Below are 21,184 nucleotides of genomic sequence, written 5' to 3'. Positions count from 1 at the left end.
CTCTCGGGAGGAACACGTGGCCGAACGCCAAGTCATCGTCAAGTCGGAGGTCGGCCTGCACGCCAGACCCGCCGCGACGTTCGTCCAGACGGCCGCCAAGGCGTCCCTGGACGTCACCGTCGCCAAGGGGGGTGGCGAGCCGGTGAACGCGAAGAGCATCCTGGGGGTCCTCTCGCTCGACGTCAGGGAGGGCGACACCGTGGTGATCAGGGCGGAGGGTGAGGGGGCCGACGAGCTCGTCGACCGGCTGGCCGACATCGCGTCGGCGCCGTGAGCACACTCACCGGGGTGGGTGTCAGCCCCGGGGTCGGTGTCGGTCCCGCCCACGTGCTCGCGTACGAGGCGACCGTCCCCGACCCTGACTCCCGGCACGGCGGGGACGCCGGGGACGCCGAGGCGGAGCTGGCCAGGGCCGGGCGGGCGCTGGAGCGGGTCGCCGCCGACCTGGAGGAGCGGGGGGTCCGCGTCGGGGGCGAGGCGAGGGAGATCCTCCAGGCGCAGGCCATGATGGCGCGCGACCCCGGCCTGGCCGACGGGGTGGCGAGGCTGGTCGAGGCGGGTACCTCCGCGGCCCGCGCGGTCTACGAGGCGTTCGGCCACTACCGCGACCTGCTCGCCGCGGCCGGGGGATACCTCGGCGCGCGTGTCGCGGACCTGGACGACATCAGGGACCGTGTCGTCGCGGTGATCGAGGGCAGGTCGATGCCCGGCGTGCCCACCGGCACCGGGCAGCCGTACGTCCTCGTCGCCCGTGACCTGGCGCCCGCCGACACGGCGCTGCTGTCTCCCGACGTGGTGGCGGCCTTCGTCACCGAGCAGGGCGGACCCACCGGCCACACCGCGATCCTCGCCCGCGCCCTGGGGGTGCCGGCCGTGGTGGCCTGCCAGGGGGTGACCTCGATCGTTCCGGGGACGCCGCTGCTGGTCGACGGTGCCTCGGGCCTCGTACGGCCCGAGCCCTCCGACGACGAGGTCCTCCGGGCGCGCGAGGCCGCCGCCGCGCGGAAGGCGGGACAGGCGTCCGCCAAGGGGCCGGGCAGGACCGCCGACGGGCACGCCGTGCCGCTGCTCGCCAACATCGGCGGGCCGCGCGACGTGGCCGCCGCACTGGAGCACGGGGCCGAGGGGGTCGGGCTGTACCGGACCGAGTTCCTCTTCCTCGACCGGGCCGAGGCGCCCTCCGAGCAGGAGCAGGAGGCCGCCTACCTGGAGGTTCTGGACGCCTTCCCCGGTGGCGGGGTGGTCGTGCGGACCCTCGACGCGGGAGCCGACAAGCCCCTCGCCTTCCTGCCACCGGGAGCGCACGAGCCCAACCCGGCGCTGGGGGAGCGCGGGGTGCGGCTGTTCAGGACGCACTCGGAGATCATGGACACCCAGCTCGCCGCGCTGGCCGCGGCGGCCGCCCGTTCGTCGGCGAGGCTCCAGGTGATGGCGCCGATGGTGGCCACCGCCGAGGAGGCCGCCTGGTTCGCCGACGCCTGCGACGCGGCGGGGTTGCCGTCGGCGGGCGTGATGATCGAGATCCCGTCGGCGGCTCTGCGCGCCGCCGACCTGGCGGTCCGTGCTGCTTTCTTCTCCATCGGCACCAACGACCTCGCCCAGTACGCCCTCGCCGCCGATCGGCAGCTGGGCGCGCTGGCCGGGCTCCAGGAGGCATGGCAGCCCGCGCTGCTCGACCTGGTCGCCCTCGCCGCGGCGGGCGCCGCCGAGCGCGGGAGGCCGTGCGGGGTCTGCGGTGAGGCCGCGGCCGATCCCGCCCTCGCCTGTGTCTTCGTCGGGCTCGGGGTGACCTCGCTGTCGATGTCCGCCCCGTCGCTGCCCGCCGTGCGGGCCGCGCTGGCGCGCCACACGCGGCAACAGTGCCACCTCGCCGCCCTCGCGGCGCGGGCCGCCTCCTCCGCGGGCGAGGCGCGCGCCGAGGCGCGCTCGCACCTGCCCGGCCTCGCCGATCTCGGCCTCTGACGTGGGCCGATCCCCTTCACAGGTGGCGAGGACCCGGCGGGTGAGCGGCGTGGGGCCGGTGGTGACCGGGTGGATGCGGAGGCAGCGGTGCGCGAGCCCGGATAGCGTAAGCGGCATGGCTCGGTGGACACGTGTGGCGGGTATCGCAGTGATCGCGACGATGATGGCGGGATGCGCCGAGGCGGGGATGGCCGCTCCGCCCACCTCGGGTGCCACCCGGGCGGACGAGACCCCCGCGAACGCCGACGCGGCGGCACCCACCGGCACGACCGCTGTGACCTCCGGGACCCCCGGGGCACCCGAGACCGCTGGGACTCCCGATCCCTCCGCTCCCCCCGCGGCCTCCGCGACGGCGGAGGCGCCGGGCGTGGAGGGCGTGCTCGCCGCGATGAGCGTGGAGGAGAAGGTCGGCCAGCTGTTCATGCCCGTGCTGTACGGCCCGTCGGCCGACACGGCGTCGGGGGAGAACCAGGCGAGGTTCGGCGTGGACACCCCGGCGAAGATGGTCGCCCGCTATCGCCCCGGCGGGGTGATCCTCTTTCCCTGGGCGGGCAACGTGAAGAATGTGCGGCAGGTCGTGGCGTTGACCAACGGGCTGCAGAAGGCGTCCCCCGAGATCCCGCTCCTGATCGGCATCGACCAGGAGAACGGCAAGGTCTCCCGCCTCGCCCCCCTGGTCACCCCCCTGCCCGGGGCCTCGGTCATCGGCGCGACCGGCGACGTCTCGCTGGCCCGCCGGGCCGCCAGGGTGACGGGCACCGAACTGCGCGCCCTGGGCGTGAACCTCGACTTCGCGCCTGTCGCCGACGTCAACCTCAACCCGCGCAACCCGGTGATCGGCCCGCGCGCGTACGGCTCCGACCCGAAGAAGGTGGCGCCGATGGTCGCCGCCGCCGTACAGGGCTTCCACGACGCGGGAATCGGGGCGACGGCGAAGCACTTTCCCGGTCACGGTGACACCGCCGTCGACAGCCACACCGGGCTGCCGGTGATCAAGCACTCCCGGTCCCAGTGGAACAGACTGGACGCTCCGCCGTTCGCCGCGGCGATCGGCAAGGACGTCGACGCGATCATGAGCGCGCACGTCGTGATGCCCAAGCTCGACCCCTCGGGGGACCCCGCCACCCTCTCCAAGCCGATCCTGACCGGGCTGCTCCGCGAGAGGCTCGGCTTCGACGGGGTCGTCTCGACCGACGCGCTGGACATGGCGGGGGTACGCAAGAAGTACCGCGACGGGGAGGTCGCGGTACGGGCGATCCAGGCGGGGGTGGACCTGCTGCTCATGCCGCCGGACTACCGCGAGGCCCATCGGGCGCTGCTCGCCGCCGTGGCGTCCGGAAAGATCTCCGAGGCGCGGCTCGACCAGTCCGTCCGGCGACTGCTGAAGCTGAAGGCCGCTCGCGGCCTGCTGAACAAGGCGCCGGTCGCCGACCCCGCCAAGGCCGAGCGGGTGCTTCGCTCGGCCGAGCATCTCAAGGTCGCCCGGCTCATCGCCTCACGGGGCCGCTGAGCGGGACCCCGGGGCTCCGTGCCGTCAGGGGGATCAGGCGACCTGGAGGTTGCCGGTCCTGGCCAGCGAGACGACGAGCGACTGGATGATGCGCGTGAGCAGGGCCTCGATCAGCATGACGGCGGCCTTCGCGATCACGGTGGAGATGAATCCGGACATAGTAACCTCACAGGGAGAAATTGGTCTTAAGGCGATAATTCATACCAAAGGAGTCTAAGTCACCAGTCACGAGGTTACCGTTTGGTGAACGTTCGGTGACGAACCCCGCCTCGACGCCTGGAAGGCCACCCCGGCCGCCGTCGTGGCGGCCGCGCTCCCCAGGGCGACGGTCCACCCCACCGGCCCCAGGTAGCGGCAGTCGAAGAACCGGCAGAGCCACGGGAGCGAGACCGACGCCCCCAGAACGCCGAGGGAGAGCAGCGAGGCGAGAACGACCATGCGATCCCGGCTGCCCATCGCCAGGGTCTGCAGCAGCTGCGACGCCACGAGCGCGACCAGCCCCATCGAGTTCGCCCGCCCGTGCGTACCGGTCACCCTGCCGATCGCCCAGGCCAGACCCGCCGCGCTCGCCGTGGTGGCGGCACGCAGGTAGATGTCGCGGGTCAGGGAGGCCCCCAGCGAGGCCTCGGGCCCCTCGTCGAGCAGCCTCTCCGGGCTGGTGGCCGTCGGCGGCCTGGAGGCCACCGCCATCGCGGGCAGCATGTCGGTGAGCAGGTTGACCAGCAGCAGCTGCCGGGCGTTCAGCACGTTTCCGCCGCTGACCAGGCTGGACCCGACCGCGAAGACGATCTCGCCGATGTTGCCGCCGAGCAGGATGCTCAGGGCGTCGCGGACCGAACTCCACATCGCCCTGCCCTCGATGATCGCGTCGACGATCGTCTCGATGCGGTCGTCGGTCACCACGATGTCGGCGGCCGCCCGCGCCGCCGGGGTGGCACGGGAGCCGAGGGCGATCCCCACGTCCGCGACCCGGATCGCGGGGGCGTCGTTGGCGCCGTCGCCGGTGACCGCGACCACCTTGCCGGTCCGGCGCAGGCAGCCGACGATCCGCGCCTTGTGCGCCGGAGTGGTCCTGGCGAAGACCGTCACCTCGGGCAGCGCCTCCACCAGGGCGTCGTCGTCCATCTCGTCCAGCTCGGGCCCCGTCATCACCTGCCCGCCGTTCAGCACGTTCAGCTCGACGCCGATCGCCTCGGCCGTGCTCGGATGATCGCCCGTGATCATGACGACGCGTACGCCCGCCCGGGTGAGGCGGCCGACGCTCTCCGCGGCCGTGGGCCGCACGGGGTCGGCGAGGCCGAGGAACCCGAGGAAGCACAGCTCCTGGATACGGGACTCGTCGAGATCGCGACGGTTGGAGGCGGGGCGCTCCGCGACCGCGAGCACCCGGTAGCCCTGCCGGGCGAGCTGGTCGAGTTCTTTTTCGATCTCCGCCACGAGAGGGTCCGTGAGGGGGACCACCTGGCCGTCGCGAAGAATGGACGTGCACCGGGTGACCACGACCTCAGGGGCGCCCTTGACGCTCAGCAGCGGGCCGGAGTCGCCCTTGCCGAGTACGGCGTGGTAGCCGCGCCCCGGTTCGAAGGGAAGCTCGTCGATCCGCTCCCAGCTCCCGGTCCCCTTCTCGGTCACGCCCAGCTCCTCGGCCCCCTTGAGCACGGCGCGGTCGGTGGGATGCGGGACGGAACGCCCCTCACCGTGCTTGGGGCAGGCGCGCACCCCCGCGGTCACGACGTACCTCAGCTCGGGGGGTAGGTCCTCCAGAGTGCGCTCGTCCTGTACGTCGGAGACGCACCGCAGGCTGATGCGCCCCTCGGTGAGGGTTCCCGTCTTGTCGAAGCACAGGACGTTCACCCGGCCGAGGGCCTCGATCGTGGAGGGGTTCGGCACCAGGGTCTTGCGGGTCGACAGCCGCCGCGCGGAGGCGAGCTCCGCGACCGAGGCGACGAACGGCAGCCCCTCGGGTACGGCGGCGACGGCGAGGCTCACCGCCGGCGCGAGCGCCTGCACCGCGGGGTTGCCGCGCAACAGGTCGGCGGCGAGCAGGACGACGCCGGATCCGACCGCGACGGGAAGGACCCGCCGGCTCAGCTCCCGCAGCCGCAACCGCACGCCCGAGGCCGGGGGCTGCTCCGCGGCGAGCCTGGCGGTCCTCGCCGCCTCGGTCGACTCACCCGCGGCGACCACCACGGCGAGCCCGCTGCCGGCCGCCACCGTCGTCCCCTGGTAGACCATCGAGGTCCGGTCGGCGACGGCGGGCGCGTTGACGGGCTCCGGCGACTTGGTGACGAGCTGCGACTCGCCGGTCAGGGCGGCCTCGTCGATCTCCAACCCCACCGCCTTGAGCACGCGGCAGTCGGCCGGCACGGTGTCACCCGCGCGCAGCTCGACCACATCGCCGGGTACGAGGTCCTCGACGGTCACCTGCGCCCGCTCGTGGGAGCGGGCGGCGCTCGGCTTCTCGTGAGGGCCGGGATCGTGAGGGGGAGCCGCCTTCGCCCGCTTGCCCGATTTGAGGTCCTCGGTGGTCGCGTTCGCCTGCTCCCGGGGGCGGCGCAGTCGTACCGGAATCGCCACCGCCTCGGTCAGGCGGTGCAGCGCCCGGTCGGCGCTGTATCGCTGGCTCCCCCCGATGAGCGCGTTGGCGAGCACGACCGTGCCGATCATCACCGAGTCGGAGACCGAGCCGACCATGGCCGACAGGCCCGCTCCGGCCGCCAGGACGGGGGTGAGCGGATTGGCCAGCTCCTCGGCGGACACGTGGAGCAGCGAATCGGGGCCCTTCGGCTCTCCCGATCCGGTGGCCGACCTGCGCCGCCTGGCCTCGGCCTCGCTGATCCCCTCGGCAGACGAGCCCAGCAGGGCCAGGACCTCCTTGGCCGGCATCGCGTGCCAGGGGGTCGTGTCGATCAGGACCGGCGGCGTCTCCCGCCCGGCCTGCCAGCCCGCCCACCCGCCCGCGACGAGGGCGGCCAGTGACGTGCAGCTGCTTGTGAACTGCGCCTTGCTCTGGGAGTTCTCCGCCGGTCCGAGGATCGTCAGCACGCCTCCGGCGACGGTTCCCGCGGTGGTGAGCCACACGCAGCGCTCGCTTGTCCTCCTCGCGGGTCCCAGGCAGCTCAGGAGCAGGTGAACCTCCTCAAGCTCGGCGATCACGTCCGCGTCCCAGGGCACCCGGCCCGAGCGGCGCAGCACGCCGATCCCCAGGTCGGCCTGGGCGAGCGCGGCCATGCGGCGCTCCGACACCACGGCGACCCCGTGGCCCGCCGCCTGGAGGGTGCGGACCGACCGGGCGAGCCGGGAACCGCCCGGTACGATCTCGTCGATACCGAGCCGCAGGCCGAGTTCCGTGTCGTCTCCCGCGAGCGCCACGGCGCACGCACCCCTGGCCGCGGCGACGATCGCGTCGGCGAGCGGGTCGACCCGCGGCGCCATGCCGACCAGGGCGACGGGAACGCCCTTCCTCGTCACGCGAACGGCCCGGATCCCCCGGACCTCCCAGTCCCTGGCATCCTCCGTGACGAGCCCGGCGGGACCCGCGAGGGGTTCGGCCTTCCAGGTGTCGCGCTCCCTTCGCGCTTCGGGGTCGTCGACGTCGATCAGGGTGAGCAGCCGCGCACGCAGTACGTCGAGACCCTCGCCGTTCGCGGAGTCCGCGTCACCGAGGGGGATGATGCGGTCGATCTCCCACGAACCGGTGCCGAGCACGTCGGCGTCGAGGATGACCGTGTCGATGCCGTCCATGCGGCGCAGGGCGCGATTGTTGAGAACGATCGCGCCGCGTCTCGCCATGGCGCGCCCGATCGCGACCGCGAAGAACTCGCGGCCCAGTTTCGCGGCCTTGGGCGTCGTCGCGGTGAGCATGGCGACGGCGCGCGCGTGGCCGTCGCCGAGAAGGTACGTCAGCCCGGAGGCGCCGGCCGCCACCGGGCTTCCGACGCGTTCGAACCGATCCACCGGGCTGTGGGCCATGGGCGCGGGACGCCGTTTCCTCGCGGTGCGGATGTGGCGGTAGGAGCCCTTTCTCGATGCCAGTTCGTGCTGGCGCGCCTCCCAGGCCCGCCGCGTGTCGCGCGCCTCGGTGTAGCGGCCCGCGGCGATGATCGACTGGACGAGCATCTCCACCCGGCGCAGCGCCAGGGTGTGGGTGACGATGTTCGCCGTCGCGAACAGGTTGACGGTGGCCGGACCGCCGATGCGGCGTTCCACCTCGTGGCGGACTCTCGGGGTGGACTCGGCCAGGCCCAGCAGGGCGGGAAAGATCGGCGGGATCGACGGTGCGCGCACCGCCTGCCCGGCGAACGCCACGCCCGTCCCGATCAGGTTCGCGCCGAGCCGGATGCCGGCCCGGGTGTGCCGCTCCACCAGCCTGGCGGTATGGTGCTCCACCAGCCTGGAGGCGACGAATTTCAGTGCCGGAGACGAGGTCTCGCCGGACTCGGTGTCCTCTTCCTCCTCTTCCTCTTCCTCTTCGGCTTCTTCGGCTTCCTCTTCCAGGTCGTCGGTCAGATCGTCGCCCGCACCCTCGTCGTCGAGGGCGTCGATGATCGCCATCAGCCTCTCCAGGTCGACCAGGCCCGTGTCACACCCCACGAAGACGGAGCCGAGGACACCGTTGACCTCCGCTCGCTCGACCCCCTCCAGCTTCAGCAGGGCCTTCTCCAGCCGCCGGGCCTTGGAGCCGCTCCCCGGAGCGCCGATCACACGCAGATCGACATGGAGCCCTCCGGAACAGGCACGCCTCCCACGCGAATGTGGCAGGGCGTTTCTGATCGCGCCGGGTACGACCTTGATCGCACCGGGCACGACGCTCCAGAGGGTTTCCGCGGGAACGGACAGCAGGCGGGGCACGAACATTCAGATCTCCAGCAGACAAGACGACGGGGCCGATCAGGCCTTTGTTGACGCGTGGCCTGATCGGCCCCATCGCTGCGATTACTTGGACGACTTCCCGGAGGTCGACCCCTTCGAGCGAGAGGCGGACGGCGTCGCCCGTGACGCGGAGGTCGCGGTGCGCGAGGTGGACGCCGACGCGCGAGCCCGCGAGGTGGGCGTCGCGGCCCGTCGCGATGTGGATTTCGTGGTCCGCGATGCCGGTTTGGTGGTCCGTGCCGCGGGTTTCGCGGCCCGGGACGCGGGCTTCGCGGTCCGTGAGCGCGAGGTGGACGTGCCGGCCCGGGAAGCGCCGCTCGCGGCCCGGGACGCGGCGCCCGCCGCGCGTGAGGCGGCGCCGGTCGCCCGTGAGGCGGCGGCGCCGGTCGCGCGGGTCGCGGCGCCCGCCGCGCGTGAGGTGGTGCTTTTCGCACGGGATGTGGGTTTCGTGGCCCGTGAGGCGGTGCCCCCTGTACGGCTCGCGGTGGTGCGGGTCCGTGAGGTGGGGCTCGTGGCCCGAGACGCGGCGCCGGTCGCCCGGGACGCGGCGCCCGCCGCGCGTGAGGCGGCGCCGGTCGCCCGTGAGGCGGTGCGGGTCGCGCGTGAGGCGGCGGTGCCCGCCGCGCGGGTCGCGGTACCGGCTGCCCGGGACGCGGCGCTCGCGGTGCGCGACGCGGCGGTGCCCGCGGCTCGGGAGACGGTTCTCGCGGTCTTGGAGGCGGTGCGTGACGCGGACGCCGCCGTACGGGAGGGCGTGGTCCGTGCCGTGGGCTTCGCGGTCCGTGAACGTGAGGTGGACGTGCCGGCCCGTGTCCGGGACGTGGTGCCTCCCGTGCGAGAACGGGATGTGGCACCGGTGGTCCGGGTCCGGGATGTCGTCCTCGTCGTCGGGGACGTGGCGCCGCCGAGCGAGGCGGCGGATGTCGAAGGTCTGGAGACCGGGCTCGACGACCCGTTCTTCCCACGCGCACGTTGCGCGATCAGCGTTCCGACCCCGATGGCCGCCGCTACCGGCCATTCGAGCAATCCGGCCACCGCGAGCGCGCCGAGTCCTCCGTAGTAGGCGATGCGCTCGGCCGGCGGGAGGAAGGACTTGGCCGTGTCCATGGCCTGTCCCGCCTCCTGCCTGCTGACATGCGGCAAGTGAACATGCGGAGGCCGCAGCTGAACGGTCATCATCGGAAGTTTGAGCGTTAACGATTTGCCGTCCTGTTTCCTGCCTGCCTGGGCAGGCGTGGTGGACGTCGCGGATGTGGTCGGTCGCTGTGCCGTACGGGCGCGCGACCGGCTCGCCTGAGCTACTGCCATGATCCCTCCTCATGGGAACCGAGGGAAGCTGCAAATGGAGCCCGCAGGAGGTCGATCATGCCTTCTACGTGCGGTTATATGGCCTGAGTGCCATTCTCGTAATCTTCCTCGTATTGAGACCGTGAAACGCGTAACGGTCGTTGAATCGGATGTTAGGGGAGGAATCTCCGGAGCGTCGGGTCGCGCCCTGTCTGTTTGGGGATGTTTTAGGAGGTATGCGACCCGAGCTCGCGGCAGGCCACGGTGCGTGAACCCCGGGCGGATCGCCGAAGACGCGCGTCGCGTGGACCCAGCCGTACACCGCCGAGAGCGAGACGTCGTCGGACGATCCCGTGCCACCACGGACCCGGACGGCGCGGTCGACGGCCTCGCGCGCCGTCCTCGGGGCGACGACCTCGACAGAGGCGGCCGCTCGTGTCCACCGGTCCGCGCCTAACCTGGAAGCCGTTCCGGCAAGGAGGAGAAATGCTGAAGGGTGTGCTGATCGACTGGGGCGGTGTGCTCACCGTCGATCTCACCGAAGCGGTCGCCGAGTGGATCGTCGCGGAGAGACTCGACGAGGCCCACTACCGCGAGGTGATGCGTGAACTCATCGTCCACGCGTACGAGAACACGGAGAACGGCGAGAACACCATCCACGCCCTGGAGCGCGGAGAGATCTCCGGCCTGGACTTCGAACGTGACCTGGCGGCCAGACTGATCACGACGGACGGCGTGCCACCGGCCGCCGAGGGGTTGCTGAACAGGATGTTCTCCCGCTTCCACAGGGTCGAGCCGATGTACGAGATGCTCCGTGAGGCGCGCGCGGCGGGGCTGCGCACCTGCCTGCTCTCCAACTCCTGGGCGAACGAGTATCCCCGCGAGGGCTGGGACGACTTCTTCGACGAGGTCGTCATCTCGGGGGAGATCGGCATGCGCAAGCCCGAGCCCAGGATCTTCGAGCACGCGCTCGGCAGGATCGGCCTGGCCGGGGAGGAGTGCGTGTTCGTCGACGACGTCAAGGCCAACATCGAGGCCGCCCGGCGGCTCGGCATCGTCGGCGTGCACCACCGTGACCCCGAGGTGACCATCGCCGAGTTGGAGACCCTGTTCCAGGTCCCGCTGCGCTGACCTGTCCCGCTCACCTCTCACCGTGTCACCGTGCCCGATGCCCGGGCCGCGGGTCGCCGCCGTCGGATCGTGCCGCTTGACGCCGGGGGGCGCCGATGCTGGCACACTCGATGCGTGAATCGGCGCCGAACCGGTGCCGATGTCGGAGAGACAGATCGAGGCATGGATGCGCGTCTACCTGCCGTGTACGCTTCCGGCGCTGGCCCGTGTGGCCGCCGTGGGGGAGCTGGGTCCGGCCCCGCTGACCGGCTACGCGGTGACCCCCGCGTTGACCGAGTGGTACGCCTCGGGTGACACCGAGGAACTCGAGTACGTCGCCCTGACCGAGGCGGCCAGGCATTCCCTGCGGATGCTCGCCGCCGACCGCGCCGACGGGGTGGAGGTCGCCGCGCGGCGGGTGGTCGTCGCCGTCGACGTGCCGGAGGGTGACGTGAGCGCGAGCACCGACCTGGAGGAGCGCGCCCGGGTGCGGCTCGCCGCGGCGGTCCCGCTGAAGCTGGTCGCCGCGGTCCACGTGGACGACCTGCCCGCGGTGAAGGATGTCGAGGCCGCTCTCGCCGCGCTGCCCGCGGCCGAGCGCGGCGACGACGACGCCCGCTTCACCGTGGACGGCGCCGAGGCGAACGAGCTCCTGTGGTACGCCACCCAGGAGATCCCCGACCTGATCGGCTGATGGGAGTCACCGGGTCAGCTGATCGGGCGGATTCGGTGCCTGACAGCCGCCGGTGGGTGAGCATCCTCTTCGGCTGGATCGATGTTCGAGTCCTGAGGTCGGACCGGGCCCCCGCCGGTGGTCAAGGGCCTTGATCACTGATGGATGTCGGCCCGACCTGGTGGCGCGAGACCGGTCCAGCAGCGTGGCGTCCGGAGTCTCGTGTCCTCTCCTCCCGCGGGCCGAGCGCGGAGGAGACTCCCTCGGCCGGCCCTGTCGTGAGCACCTCGGACCGGGCCTCGGACCGGGGCGCCGAGAGGACGGTATCCCCTGCCGCGGCGCCGATCCGACGGGAAATTTCGCTATCCTGGAGGGCAATATGAGACACATTGTTTGGGATTGGAACGGCACGCTGTTTCACGACATCGACGCCGTCGTCGGTGCGACGAACGCGGTGTTCGAGCCCTACGGGCGTTCCTACGATGCCGACAGCTTCCGCGCGGTCTACACGCGCCCGATCTGGACCGCCTACGAGCGCATGCTCGGCCGTGCCCTTGAGGACGGCGAGTGGGAGAGGCTCGACCTCGGCTTCCACGAGAACTACCACCGGCTGATGCTGGAGTGCGGGCTCGCCGCCGACGCCCTCTCCACCCTGCGGAGCTGGGAGCGCGCGGGGGGCAAGCAGTCTCTGCTGTCCATGTGGGCGCACGAACGGCTGGTTCCCAAGATCGCGGAGTTCGGGATCGACCACCACTTCACCCGGATCGACGGCCTGCGCGGTGTCCCCGGCGGGCACAAGGCCGAATCCATGGTGGCCCACCTCACCGCCCTCGGCGTCGACCCGGCCGATGTCCTCGTCATCGGCGACAGCCTGGACGACGCGCACGCCGCTCAGCACGTCGGGGCACGCGCGGTCCTCTACACCGGTGGCATGACCAGCCGGGCCGATCTGATGGCCTTCGGCGTCCCGGTCGTCGACACCCTGGAGAACGCGCTCGACCACGCCTGAGGGCAGTGAGGGCGCTGAGGGCGCTGACACGACCTCGCGAGAACCGGCGAACGGATCCTTTCGGTATCGAAGGCGGTCACTGTACGCCCGGGGCCTTACCCTGGGCATCCACCCCCATTCCGGGAGGCCCCCGATCAACCGCCTCGTTCTCTGGAACATCGACCTCACGCTGGTCGACGTGTCGATCGTCACCCGTGAGGCATACGCGGAGGCGTTCCGCGCCGTCACCGGAAGGCCCCTGGTCAAACTGACCCAGGCCAACGGGCGTCCCGACTCGGAGATCGTGTTCGAGATGCTCGCCATCAACGGGATCGTCGCCGAGGACGACCACCTCCCCAGGTTCCTCGACGCGCTCGCCGAATCCTTCGGAGCCCGGCGCAGGCGCCTGGCCAAGGAGGGCAGGATGATGTCCGGCGCCCGCGACGCCCTGAAGGCCGTGGCGAGGCTCGACGGTGTGGTCCAGTCGGTGCTCACCGGCACGATCAAGAGCAACGCGGCGCACAAGCTGACCGCGTTCGGCCTCGACAGGCACATCGACTTCGAGATCGGCGGTTACGGTGAGGAGGTCTATCCCAAGGCGACCCTCCTACAGGTCGCGCAGGGACGCGCCAAGCGGAAGTACGGGGCGACCTTCGACGGGCGTAACACGGTGCTGGTCGGCGACTCGGCCAGGGATGTCCAGGCCGCCAGGATCGCCGGGGCCGCGATGATCGGGGTCGCCTCGGGGCGTTCCCTCCCGGCCGAACTGCACGAGGCGGGAGCCGACGTGGTCCTGCCCGACCTCTCCAACCCCTCCGAGGTCGTCGCCGCCGTCGCCGGTCTCACCTCTCCGGCCCGGCGCGCCGGCCACTTCCCCGCGGACCGCTGACCTCCGGCCCCCGGCGGCGGCCAACGGCCGTACGGGGGCGAATCACGCGGAGTCCGTCGCTGTCCGTCGCTGTCCGTCGCCGTCCGTCGTCACCGGTCGGCCCCACATGCCCGGCGGCGATCCATGTCCCCGGCCCGATGCCGCTCGTTCCCTTCGGAAGGTCCGTACGTGTGCGTCCCACACCGGGGGGCCGGAGGGTGTGTGGTCCCGGGGGATGACATTCGGGTGGGGCACCGAGAGGATGGAGTCATGGTTGAGGAAGGTGCGCCGCTCTGGGAGCCGTCCCCGGAGATCGTGAGAAACGCCAAGGTCACCCGCTACGCGGAATGGCTGGGCCGGTCCGGTGACTACGAGTCCCTGTGGCGGTGGTCGGTCGACGCGCCTGAGGAGTTCTGGACGTCGATCTGGGACTACTTCGGGGTGGTGGGGGAGCGCGGCGACGGGCCCGTCATGTCGGGGGAGATGCCCGGCACCGAGTGGTTCGCCGGGTCGACGCTGAACTACGCGGCGAACGCGCTGCGCGGGGCCGCGTCCGACCCCGGGCGGCTCGCGGTGGTCTCCCGCGACGAGGCGGGCGGGCGCCGGGCGCTCACCCTGGGAGAACTCGCCGAGGAGGTGGCGCGGGTCCGTACGGGGCTCGCCGCGCTGGGTGTCGGGCGCGGTGACCGGGTGGCGGCCTACCTGCCGAACGTCCCCGAGGCGCTGATCGCCTTCCTCGCGACCGTCTCCCTGGGCGCCGTCTGGTCCTCCTGCTCGCCCGACTTCGGCGCGCCCAGCGTGATCGACCGTTTCACCCAGATCGAGCCGAAGGTGCTCGTCGCGGTGGACGGCTACGACTACAACGGCAGGCGCTTCGACCGGAGCGCGGTCGTCCAGGACATCGCCGCCAAGCTGCCGACCCTGGTGGCGCGGGTGCGCGTCCCGGCCCAGGACGCGCTCGGCGCCGACACCTCCGGTACGGCACAGCAGGCGGCCGTGACCGGTGACGGTGTCCGTACGGTGAGCTGGGCGGAGGTACGCGCCGTCGCGGGACCGCTCGGCTTCGAGCCGGTGCCGTTCGGGCACCCGCTCTGGATCGTCTACTCCTCGGGCACCACCGGGTTGCCCAAGCCGATCGTGCACGGTCACGGCGGTGTGGTGCTCGAGCACCTCAAGGCGCTCTCCTTCCACCAGGACCTGGGCGAGGGCGACGTCTTCTTCTGGTACACCACGACCGGCTGGATGATGTGGAACTACCTCGTCGGCGGCCTGCTGGTCGGCTCGGCGGTGGTGCTCTACGACGGGGCGGCGACCTATCCGGAGACCGGCGCGCTCTGGCGGATCGCCGCCGAGGAGGGGGTCACCTACTTCGGTACGGGGGCTCCGTACGTGATCGCGTCCATGAAGGCTGGCCTGGAGCCGTCCGGTCTCGACCGGCTGCGTGGCCTCGGCTCCACCGGCTCGCCGCTGCCGCCCGAGGGGTTCGCCTGGGTGCACGACGTGATGCCGGAGGTCCAGCTCGGCTCGTTCTCCGGCGGCACCGACGTGTGCACCGGTTTCGTGGGCGCCGTACCGCTGCTCCCGGTCCGTGCGGGGGTGATCCCGTGCCGCTGCCTGGGGGCGAGGGTCGAGTCCTTCGACCCGTCGGGCGCGTCGGTGGTCGGCGAGGTGGGCGAGCTGGTGCTGACCCTGCCGATGCCGTCGATGCCGGTGATGTTCTGGAACGACCCCGACGGGTCCCGCTACCGCGACAGCTACTTCTCCGAGTATTCGGGCGTCTGGCGGCACGGCGACTGGATCAAGATCCTTCCCGATGGCGGCTGCGTGATCTACGGCCGCTCCGACTCGACCCTGAACCGGGGCGGTGTCCGGATGGGCACCAGCGAGTTCTACCGCGTGGTGGAGCGCTTCGAGGAGATCACCGACAGCCTGGTGATCGACACCGGCCAGCTCGGTCAGGAGGGTCGCCTGCTGCTGTACGTCACCATGGCCGAGGGGAGGTCCCTGGACGACGATCTGGTCGGGCGCCTGCGCAGGGAGCTGAGGGAAGGTCTCTCACCGCGCCACGTGCCGAACGAGATCATCGAGGTTCCCGGCATCCCCCGTACCCTCAGCGGTAAGAAGCTGGAGGTCCCCATCCGTAAGATCCTCCTCGGCGCGGCGCCGGAGCAGGCCGCCAACCTCGACGCGATGGCCAACCCCGAGGTCCTGTCCCACTTCGTACCGGGAGCCGACATCACCCGGCACTGACCTCCCAGGAATCGCGGGCACGCGGCGCCGACCGCCCCCGGAGCCACGCGGCGTCGACCGTTCGGGGACCGGTGCCACGCGGCACCGGCGTCACCCGGCACCGGCCGCCCCTCGGGAGTGGCGTCACGCCGCTCTGGCCTCCCGAGGAGCCTCTGGCCCCCGGGGAGCGGCGTCACACGACGGCGGCCGCCGCTCGGGAGCGGTGTCACGCGGCCTTCGGGGGTCAGATCCCCTGGGGAAGGCGGAACAGGCGGCCCGGGTCACGGGCGGCCTTGACCTGGGCGAGCCTGGTGGCGTTGCCCCCGTAGTAGGCGGCGCGCCAGCCGCCGAGCTCAGGGTCGACGTAGTTGACGTACGCGTGGTCGCCGAAGTGGGGCCGCATCGCCGCGCGCGCGGTCCTGGTCCAGACCCTCGCGCCGAGGCGGTGGGCGTAGTACTGCACGCTGTAGAGGGCGGTCCGGTGCGGGAAGGCCGTGGCGTCGGGGCGGACCCTGGCGACGGCGCCGCCGAGGGCGTCCAGCAGCACGGTGTGCTCGCCGGGGCGGGCGACCTGGGCGACGAGGGCCTTGGCCCCGGCCTCGGAGAGCGGGCGGTAGGCCATGTGCGACTTGGCGGTGAAGTTGCCCCTGGACAGCCGCCCGCCCCGGGCCTGTCCGGGCAGGGTGGCGGGCAGGCGGCACTCGGCGACCGAACGCGAGGCGCAGCCCGCCATGATGAGCATCGCCTGGCGGTAGGAGGTCTGGCTGACGGAACTCGACGACGGCGACCCGGCCGCGTCGGCGAGCCGGTCGAGCAGCCGTTCGCAGCCGGCCTTGCCGCCGAGGTAGAGCCCGACGACCTCCACGTCCGTCCCGCCGTTGCGGCTCAGGTGCATCCCCGACCACATGGCGTCGGGAGCCGAGGGAGCCCACGCCTGCCAGGCGCGCAGGGCCTTCACCGCCTTCGACCACGGCCAGTGCAGGAAGAACACCGTGACCTCGCGGGTGGGGTGGGTGCGGAACTCGAAGGAGACCGCCACGCCGAGGTTGCCCCCGCCGCCGCCCCGCGAGGCCCAGTACAGGTCGGCGTTGTGGTTCGCGTCGCAGGTCAGCAGCCGTCCGTCGGCCGTGACGATCTGGACCGACTCCATCACGTCGCAGGTCAGCCCGTACTTCCTGGAGACCACGCCGATGCCGCCGCCCAGGGTCAGCCCGCTCACCCCGACCGTCGCGCAGGTGCCCGCGGGGACGCTGACCCCGCTCGCGGCCAGCTTGTCGTAGAGGTCGATCAGCTTGGCGCCCGCCCCGACGGTCGCGCGCCCCGAGGAGTGGGCGACCTTGTTCATCCGGGACACGTCGAGGACGAGACCGTTCCCGGTGGACCAGCCCGCGTAGGAGTGGCCGCCGGAGCGTACGGCGAGCGGCAGTTTCAACCGGCGCGCGAAGCCGACGCACTCGGCGACGTCGGAGGGGTTGGCGCAGAGGGCCACCCCCGCGGGCCGGATCGCGTCGAAGGTGGGGTTGAACAACTTCCTGGCGCCGGGGTACGCGGCGTCGCCGGGCCGGATGAGCGTGCCGTCCAGCCCTTCGGCGAGCGCCCGCCAGTCGGCGGGCCGTGGCGCGCCCGCGGCGCCCCTGGCGGTGGTGTCGGCCTGGGCGCCGTTCATGCCGACGGCGCCCAGGGGGGATAAGCCCTGAGCGCCCAGCGTGAGGGCGGCGAGGCCGCCGGTTCGAAGGAATGCCCGCCTGTCCGGGGGGGTCGGCATGTTCTTACTCCCGAGATTCGGTGTCACCTGCCTGATAAGGACGGCCACGCCGCCCTTCAGGTTGATCACGTTCGCATCACGTCCCCTGAACCACGCGCAGCGCGAGGGCCGGGCACATCTCGACGGCCCTGCGGGCCATCCGCCGGAACTGGGCGGGTACGGTGTCGCGGCTGAACACCGGGTAGCCGTGCTCGTCGAGGTGGACGAGGTCGGGGGCGAGTTGCGCGCACAGGCTGTGGCCCTGGCAGCGGGTCCAGTCCACGGTGAGCTTCACCTCCGGCTCGTTCTCCTGCGGGGGCAGGGGGAGCACACCGTGCACCGGGCGCCCGCAGCCGCCGCGCAGCAGGTGCTCCTCGATGTCCTCGGGGAAGGCGTCCAGCGCCGACAGTACGAACCTGGACGTTCCGTCGGGGTGGAAGCACGCTCCCCTGCCCTTCACGCTCGCGGACCTGCTCCGCAACTCGTCCAGGGCGGAGGCGGACCCGTTCACGAGCTCGGCCATCGACTGCGCGACGTCCGGGAGGCCGAGGCGGCAGGGGCCGCACTGCCCCGACGACTGGGCGGCGAGGTATCTCGCGACCCTGACCGTCTCGCCCAGCGGGCAGGTCTCCCCGCCGAGCGGCACGATGATCCCGGCGCCGAGCTGGCCGCCCGCCTCCGCGATGCCCTGACGGGAGACGGTCGCCACGGCCGCGGCGTCCGCGTGCAGCCACGCGCCGTGGTAGCCGCCGACCAGCACCCCGTCGCCGGTCGAGGCCTGGCAGGCGTCCAGGACCGCGTACAGCGGGGTGCCGGTCGCGACCTCGACCACGGCGGGGGCCTTGGCCGAGCCGCCCACGGTGAGCAGGACCGTCCCCGGCTCGCGTGCCGTGCCGACGTCGGCGTACCGTTCCGCGCCCAGGGTGGCGAGGACCGCGAGCTGGGCGTACGTCTCGGCGTTGGACAGCAGGGTGGGCAGCCCGTTCACGCCGCTCTCCACGGCCCGCACCTTGCGGCCGGGCGGCTCGCCGACCTGGCCGTTCACCGAACGGACCAGGGCGCCGCCCTCGCCGGAGATGAACCTCTCGACGATGCCGACCACCCGGACCCGGTCACTGATGCCCCGCTCCTCGACCGCGGCGGCCACGGACGACTGGCCCATGCCGCCCTCGACGGTCGCGATCACGACCTGCTTGGCGCCGATCGCGTCCGCCGCGAGGAGCGCGCCCTCGATGACCAGGTGGGGGGTCCTGGTGAGCAGCATCGTGTCCTTGCTGCTCGCGGGCTCGCCCTCGGCCGCGTTGACCAGGACGATCTTGTCGGCCTTCTTGTCCATCACCGCGCGGACCTTGCGGGCGAAGGGGAACGCGGCCCCGCCGCGCCCGCGCATGTCCACCTCGTCGGCGAGCGCCGCGAGCTCCTCACCGGACATGCTCGGCGCGGTGCCGTGCATGTCGCGGTGTTCCGCGAGGTCCATCCTGCGGCAGTCGTCGAGTCCGGCGGTCAGCCTGGCCGGCCCCAGCCGGCGAACGGGTGGGACACGGTAGGGAATCATCCGACATCTCCGATACGGCGAAGCTCCGGCTGCTCCTCACGGACGATGCGCGGGATGCGGCCGACGATGCTCGTGGGCGGGGTGAGGCTGGTGGGCGAGGTCGTCTCCGTCGCGACCGGCACCGCGGCGGGCACCGCCACCGGCGCCTCCTCGGGTACGAAGATCGGCTTGGGCTGCAGTTCGGAGATCACCCGGATCAGCAGGGCGGCTCCCACCGCGACCAGGCAGACCACGTAGCTCCAGGTCACCCACTCGGCGGGCGCGCGGCCCGCGGTCAGCCCGTGCAGGACCGCAATCGGCCACGCCAGGTAGGCGGAGCCGTGCAGCATGCGCCAGAGCCACGGCCTGCTGTTCTCCGCGAACCTGGCACGGGCCGCCCCGGTGAGGAAGACGAGGATCATCAGGTCGGAGGCGATGGCGCCGAAGCCGACGTACAGGCCCTGGCCGCTCGCCGAGAGCGGGATCACGACGGAGGGGAGGGACGTCCTGCTTTCGATGATCTTCATCGTGACGTGGATGGCGAGGAAGCCCATGCCGGCCATGGCGGTGGCCCGGTGGGCGAGCTGCGACCGGATCCTGCCCAGGACGGGCAGCACGATCCGGTCGGCGGAGAGCAGGCCGAGCGCCACGGTCACGGTGAGCGACACGAGGGCGATCACGCCGGAGAAGAACGAGAAGACGCCGCGGACGGCGGCGGCCACCTCCATGCCGGGCGCCGTACGCCCGAGCATCAGGAGGCCGACCACGGAGACCGTGATCGTGACACCGAGGCCGATCCTGGCGGGCCTCTGGTCGAGGCTGATCCCGGCCTCGGACCGGGTGTGCCTCGGAGTCCGTCTGTTACCCACCTGTTGCTCCTGTCTGCGAAGCGGCTCGGACGACGGCTGCGTCCGAGGGGGATGGACTCTGATATCGCGAGATGCCGCCCCCCGTCTCCGCGGGGTGTGGAAGAGGCGCGGAGACGGGGGGCGGCGGTCCCGGGAGGGGTTCCGTCAGCAGCGACGGTTCCTGTTGATGCAGTCGACCGCGAACCTCATGAGCCGGTCGGGCATCACGTTGGCGAAGTCGGCGTGGTCGGTGACGGGGTTGTGCCGTTGCTCGGGGAAGGCGTCCAGCGCGAAGGACGCGGTGCGCGGTGTGGCGTAGAACAGGCTCATCCGCAGCTGCGGGATCGCCCTGGTGCCGGACGGGCAGGCGCCGTTCGCGTCGGGGAACACCACGTGCGTGCGGTGGTTGGCGCTGTCGTTGTTCTGGCCGTCCCAGCAGCTGGGGAAGTCCAGGATCCGGACGAGCAGGCTGCCGCGCGGGCAGAGCGGATACTTGGTGGTGATCCGGTTGGTGAACCCGGTGCAGGTCCACTTGGCGAGGGCGTTCGCGCCGCCGTTGGTGGCGGCCTTGGCGTCGCCGGTGAGCATCCTGATGAAGCGCGGCATCGGGCTCACCCTGGAGACCGGGTTCCCGCGGAACTGCAGGCTCACCTGGCGGGCCCGCATGATGGTGCCGACGTTGCCGTCCGGGTCGTTCGCGTTGGCGTCGCTCGTACGGTCGCGAAGGACCGGCCAGAAGTAGGTCGAGCGGTCGTTGAACGCGCACGTGGTGCCCGCGGCGGCCAGTGACTGGTCCGTGGAGAAGGCGTCGGTCGACAGGTTGCCCACGTAGTCGTGGATGTGGTGGGCGCCGTTGGACACGCCGGGGGCCACGATGAAGTTGTCGGAGTTGTGGTGGCCGTTCCTGTTCGTGCCGCACTGGGAGGTGAAGACGCCGCCGGAGCCGCCGCGCCGGGTCCGGACGTCCTGGAAGTTGCGCGGGACTCGCCGGATGTCGATGAAGTCCTCGGGGAACGGCCCGAGGTCGGCGCACTCGGCCTCCTCACCGCCGGGCGGGGGAGCGGAGGTCTCACCGGGTGCCGGGTTCGCGGGCGGGTCGGCGGGCGGGGCGTCGGTCGGCGGAGTGTCGACGGGGGGCTGGGCGGGGTTCTGCGTGGGCGCCTGGTTCGGACGGCGGCGGGCATTGGCGTCGCTGCCGTCGTTACCGTCGCCGCCCAGGGTCTGCGCCTCCTGGTCGGCGAACTCGTCGGGGGTGGCGGGGTCGGTGGGGGAGGCCGGGATGAGGCTTCCGCCCGCGGGAGGCGCGTCGGCGGGCTGGTCCTGAGGGAGCTGATCCTGAGCGGGCTGGTTCTGATTCTGGCCCTGATCCTGTTGATTCTGGTTCTGCTGCCCCTGGTCCTGCTGACTTCGCTGGTTCTGCTGGTTCTGGTTCTGTTGCTCGGCGGGGTCGCAGTGATCACCGTAGGCGGGGGTCGTGACCGCCACCGTGAACGTGACGGTGGTGAGCGTGCCGGCGGCCAGTACCAGCGCCGACAGGGAGGCCATCGAGCGTTTCATGA

Annotated in this window: 15 protein-coding genes; 9 read left to right on the top strand and 6 right to left on the bottom strand. The window is 72.0% G+C overall.

Annotated elements, in window-relative coordinates; all coding sequences use genetic code 11:
- Window positions 1-16 precede the first annotated feature (16 nt).
- The 3 genes from ACFY3D_RS29640 to ACFY3D_RS29630 all read left to right on the top strand — a co-directional run bounded on the left by ACFY3D_RS29640 (window position 17) and on the right by ACFY3D_RS29630 (window position 3,472).
- Window positions 17-274 carry an HPr family phosphocarrier protein gene (locus tag ACFY3D_RS29640; RefSeq protein ID WP_350946511.1) on the top strand — a complete coding sequence of 86 codons (258 nt, stop codon included), beginning with the start codon at window positions 17-19 and terminating at the stop codon, window positions 272-274.
- Window positions 271-1,962, top strand: a complete 1,692-nt coding sequence (ptsP, locus tag ACFY3D_RS29635; RefSeq protein ID WP_389985273.1) for a phosphoenolpyruvate--protein phosphotransferase — start codon at window positions 271-273, stop codon at window positions 1,960-1,962. The genes ACFY3D_RS29640 and ptsP overlap by 4 nt, the downstream gene beginning before the upstream one ends.
- Window positions 1,963-2,077: 115 nt before the next feature.
- The gene (locus ACFY3D_RS29630; RefSeq protein ID WP_389985270.1) at window positions 2,078-3,472 is read left to right on the top strand and encodes a glycoside hydrolase family 3 protein; all 1,395 of its coding nucleotides are present in this window, start codon (window positions 2,078-2,080) and stop codon (window positions 3,470-3,472) included.
- Between the two features lie 33 nt (window positions 3,473-3,505).
- Here ACFY3D_RS29630 and ACFY3D_RS29625 read toward each other — a convergent pair whose 3' ends face one another.
- Complete coding sequence (locus ACFY3D_RS29625) at window positions 3,506-3,631, bottom strand: hypothetical protein (RefSeq protein WP_350946514.1); 126 nt, start codon at window positions 3,629-3,631, stop codon at window positions 3,506-3,508.
- Between the two features lie 66 nt (window positions 3,632-3,697).
- Window positions 3,698-8,329 (bottom strand): HAD-IC family P-type ATPase, encoded by a 4,632-nt coding sequence (locus ACFY3D_RS29620; RefSeq protein ID WP_389985267.1) that lies wholly within the window; start codon window positions 8,327-8,329, stop codon window positions 3,698-3,700.
- Between the two features lie 82 nt (window positions 8,330-8,411).
- Between ACFY3D_RS29620 and ACFY3D_RS29615 the strand changes: the two genes are divergently transcribed.
- The 6 genes from ACFY3D_RS29615 to ACFY3D_RS29590 all read left to right on the top strand — a co-directional run bounded on the left by ACFY3D_RS29615 (window position 8,412) and on the right by ACFY3D_RS29590 (window position 15,520).
- Window positions 8,412-9,404, top strand: coding sequence for a hypothetical protein (locus tag ACFY3D_RS29615; RefSeq protein ID WP_389985264.1), 993 nt, complete (start codon window positions 8,412-8,414; stop codon window positions 9,402-9,404).
- Window positions 9,405-10,117: 713 nt separating this feature from the next.
- Window positions 10,118-10,762: an HAD family hydrolase gene (locus ACFY3D_RS29610; protein ID WP_389985261.1), complete on the top strand. Its 645-nt coding sequence runs from the start codon at window positions 10,118-10,120 to the stop codon at window positions 10,760-10,762.
- A 166-nt stretch (window positions 10,763-10,928) separates the two neighbouring features.
- On the top strand, window positions 10,929-11,435 hold the full coding sequence (locus ACFY3D_RS29605) for a DUF6912 family protein (protein WP_389985331.1): 507 nt from the start codon (window positions 10,929-10,931) through the stop codon (window positions 11,433-11,435).
- 358 nt (window positions 11,436-11,793) lie between these two features.
- Window positions 11,794-12,423: an HAD hydrolase-like protein gene (locus ACFY3D_RS29600; protein WP_350946518.1), complete on the top strand. Its 630-nt coding sequence runs from the start codon at window positions 11,794-11,796 to the stop codon at window positions 12,421-12,423.
- 133 nt (window positions 12,424-12,556) lie between these two features.
- Entirely contained in the window at window positions 12,557-13,291 is a 735-nt protein-coding gene (locus ACFY3D_RS29595; RefSeq protein ID WP_389985328.1) for an HAD family hydrolase, read from the top strand.
- A gap of 249 nt (window positions 13,292-13,540) precedes the next feature.
- Window positions 13,541-15,520, top strand: coding sequence for an acetoacetate--CoA ligase (locus ACFY3D_RS29590; protein WP_389985258.1), 1,980 nt, complete (start codon window positions 13,541-13,543; stop codon window positions 15,518-15,520).
- Between the two features lie 223 nt (window positions 15,521-15,743).
- Here the strand turns inward: ACFY3D_RS29590 and ACFY3D_RS29585 are convergent, their stop codons facing one another.
- The 4 genes from ACFY3D_RS29585 to ACFY3D_RS29570 form a co-directional block, all read right to left on the bottom strand.
- Window positions 15,744-17,165 (bottom strand): FAD-binding oxidoreductase, encoded by a 1,422-nt coding sequence (locus ACFY3D_RS29585; protein ID WP_389985255.1) that lies wholly within the window; start codon window positions 17,163-17,165, stop codon window positions 15,744-15,746.
- 175 nt (window positions 17,166-17,340) lie between these two features.
- Window positions 17,341-18,798, bottom strand: a complete 1,458-nt coding sequence (locus tag ACFY3D_RS29580; protein WP_350946521.1) for an NADH-ubiquinone oxidoreductase-F iron-sulfur binding region domain-containing protein — start codon at window positions 18,796-18,798, stop codon at window positions 17,341-17,343.
- Complete coding sequence (locus ACFY3D_RS29575; RefSeq protein ID WP_389985251.1) at window positions 18,795-19,646, bottom strand: hypothetical protein; 852 nt, start codon at window positions 19,644-19,646, stop codon at window positions 18,795-18,797. The genes ACFY3D_RS29580 and ACFY3D_RS29575 overlap by 4 nt, the downstream gene beginning before the upstream one ends.
- Before the next feature lie 144 nt (window positions 19,647-19,790).
- Window positions 19,791-21,182: a DUF1996 domain-containing protein gene (locus ACFY3D_RS29570; protein ID WP_389985325.1), complete on the bottom strand. Its 1,392-nt coding sequence runs from the start codon at window positions 21,180-21,182 to the stop codon at window positions 19,791-19,793.
- Window positions 21,183-21,184 lie beyond the last annotated feature (2 nt).

This window comes from Streptosporangium sp. NPDC000509, from assembly GCF_042898365.1.
Taxonomy (GTDB): Bacteria; Actinomycetota; Actinomycetes; order Streptosporangiales; family Streptosporangiaceae; genus Streptosporangium.
Note: the sequence above shows the minus strand (reverse complement) of the source record. Positions and strands in the feature narration are given on the sequence as shown.

Bases quoted from the DNA above. Each gene is read 5' to 3' on its own strand.
- ACFY3D_RS29630 (WP_389985270.1), top strand. From the start codon at position 2,078: ATGGCTCGGTGGACACGTGTGGCGGGTATCGCAGTGATCGCGACGATG.
- ACFY3D_RS29625 (WP_350946514.1), bottom strand. From the start codon at position 3,631: ATGTCCGGATTCATCTCCACCGTGATCGCGAAGGCCGCCGTCATGCTG.
- ACFY3D_RS29620 (WP_389985267.1), bottom strand. From the start codon at position 8,329: ATGTTCGTGCCCCGCCTGCTGTCCGTTCCCGCGGAAACCCTCTGGAGC.
- ACFY3D_RS29610 (WP_389985261.1), top strand. From the start codon at position 10,118: ATGCTGAAGGGTGTGCTGATCGACTGGGGCGGTGTGCTCACCGTCGAT.
- ACFY3D_RS29605 (WP_389985331.1), top strand. From the start codon at position 10,929: ATGCGCGTCTACCTGCCGTGTACGCTTCCGGCGCTGGCCCGTGTGGCC.
- ACFY3D_RS29600 (WP_350946518.1), top strand. From the start codon at position 11,794: ATGAGACACATTGTTTGGGATTGGAACGGCACGCTGTTTCACGACATC.
- ACFY3D_RS29590 (WP_389985258.1), top strand. From the start codon at position 13,541: ATGGTTGAGGAAGGTGCGCCGCTCTGGGAGCCGTCCCCGGAGATCGTG.
- ACFY3D_RS29585 (WP_389985255.1), bottom strand. From the start codon at position 17,165: ATGAACGGCGCCCAGGCCGACACCACCGCCAGGGGCGCCGCGGGCGCG.
- ACFY3D_RS29580 (WP_350946521.1), bottom strand. From the start codon at position 18,798: ATGATTCCCTACCGTGTCCCACCCGTTCGCCGGCTGGGGCCGGCCAGG.
- ACFY3D_RS29570 (WP_389985325.1), bottom strand. From the start codon at position 21,182: ATGAAACGCTCGATGGCCTCCCTGTCGGCGCTGGTACTGGCCGCCGGC.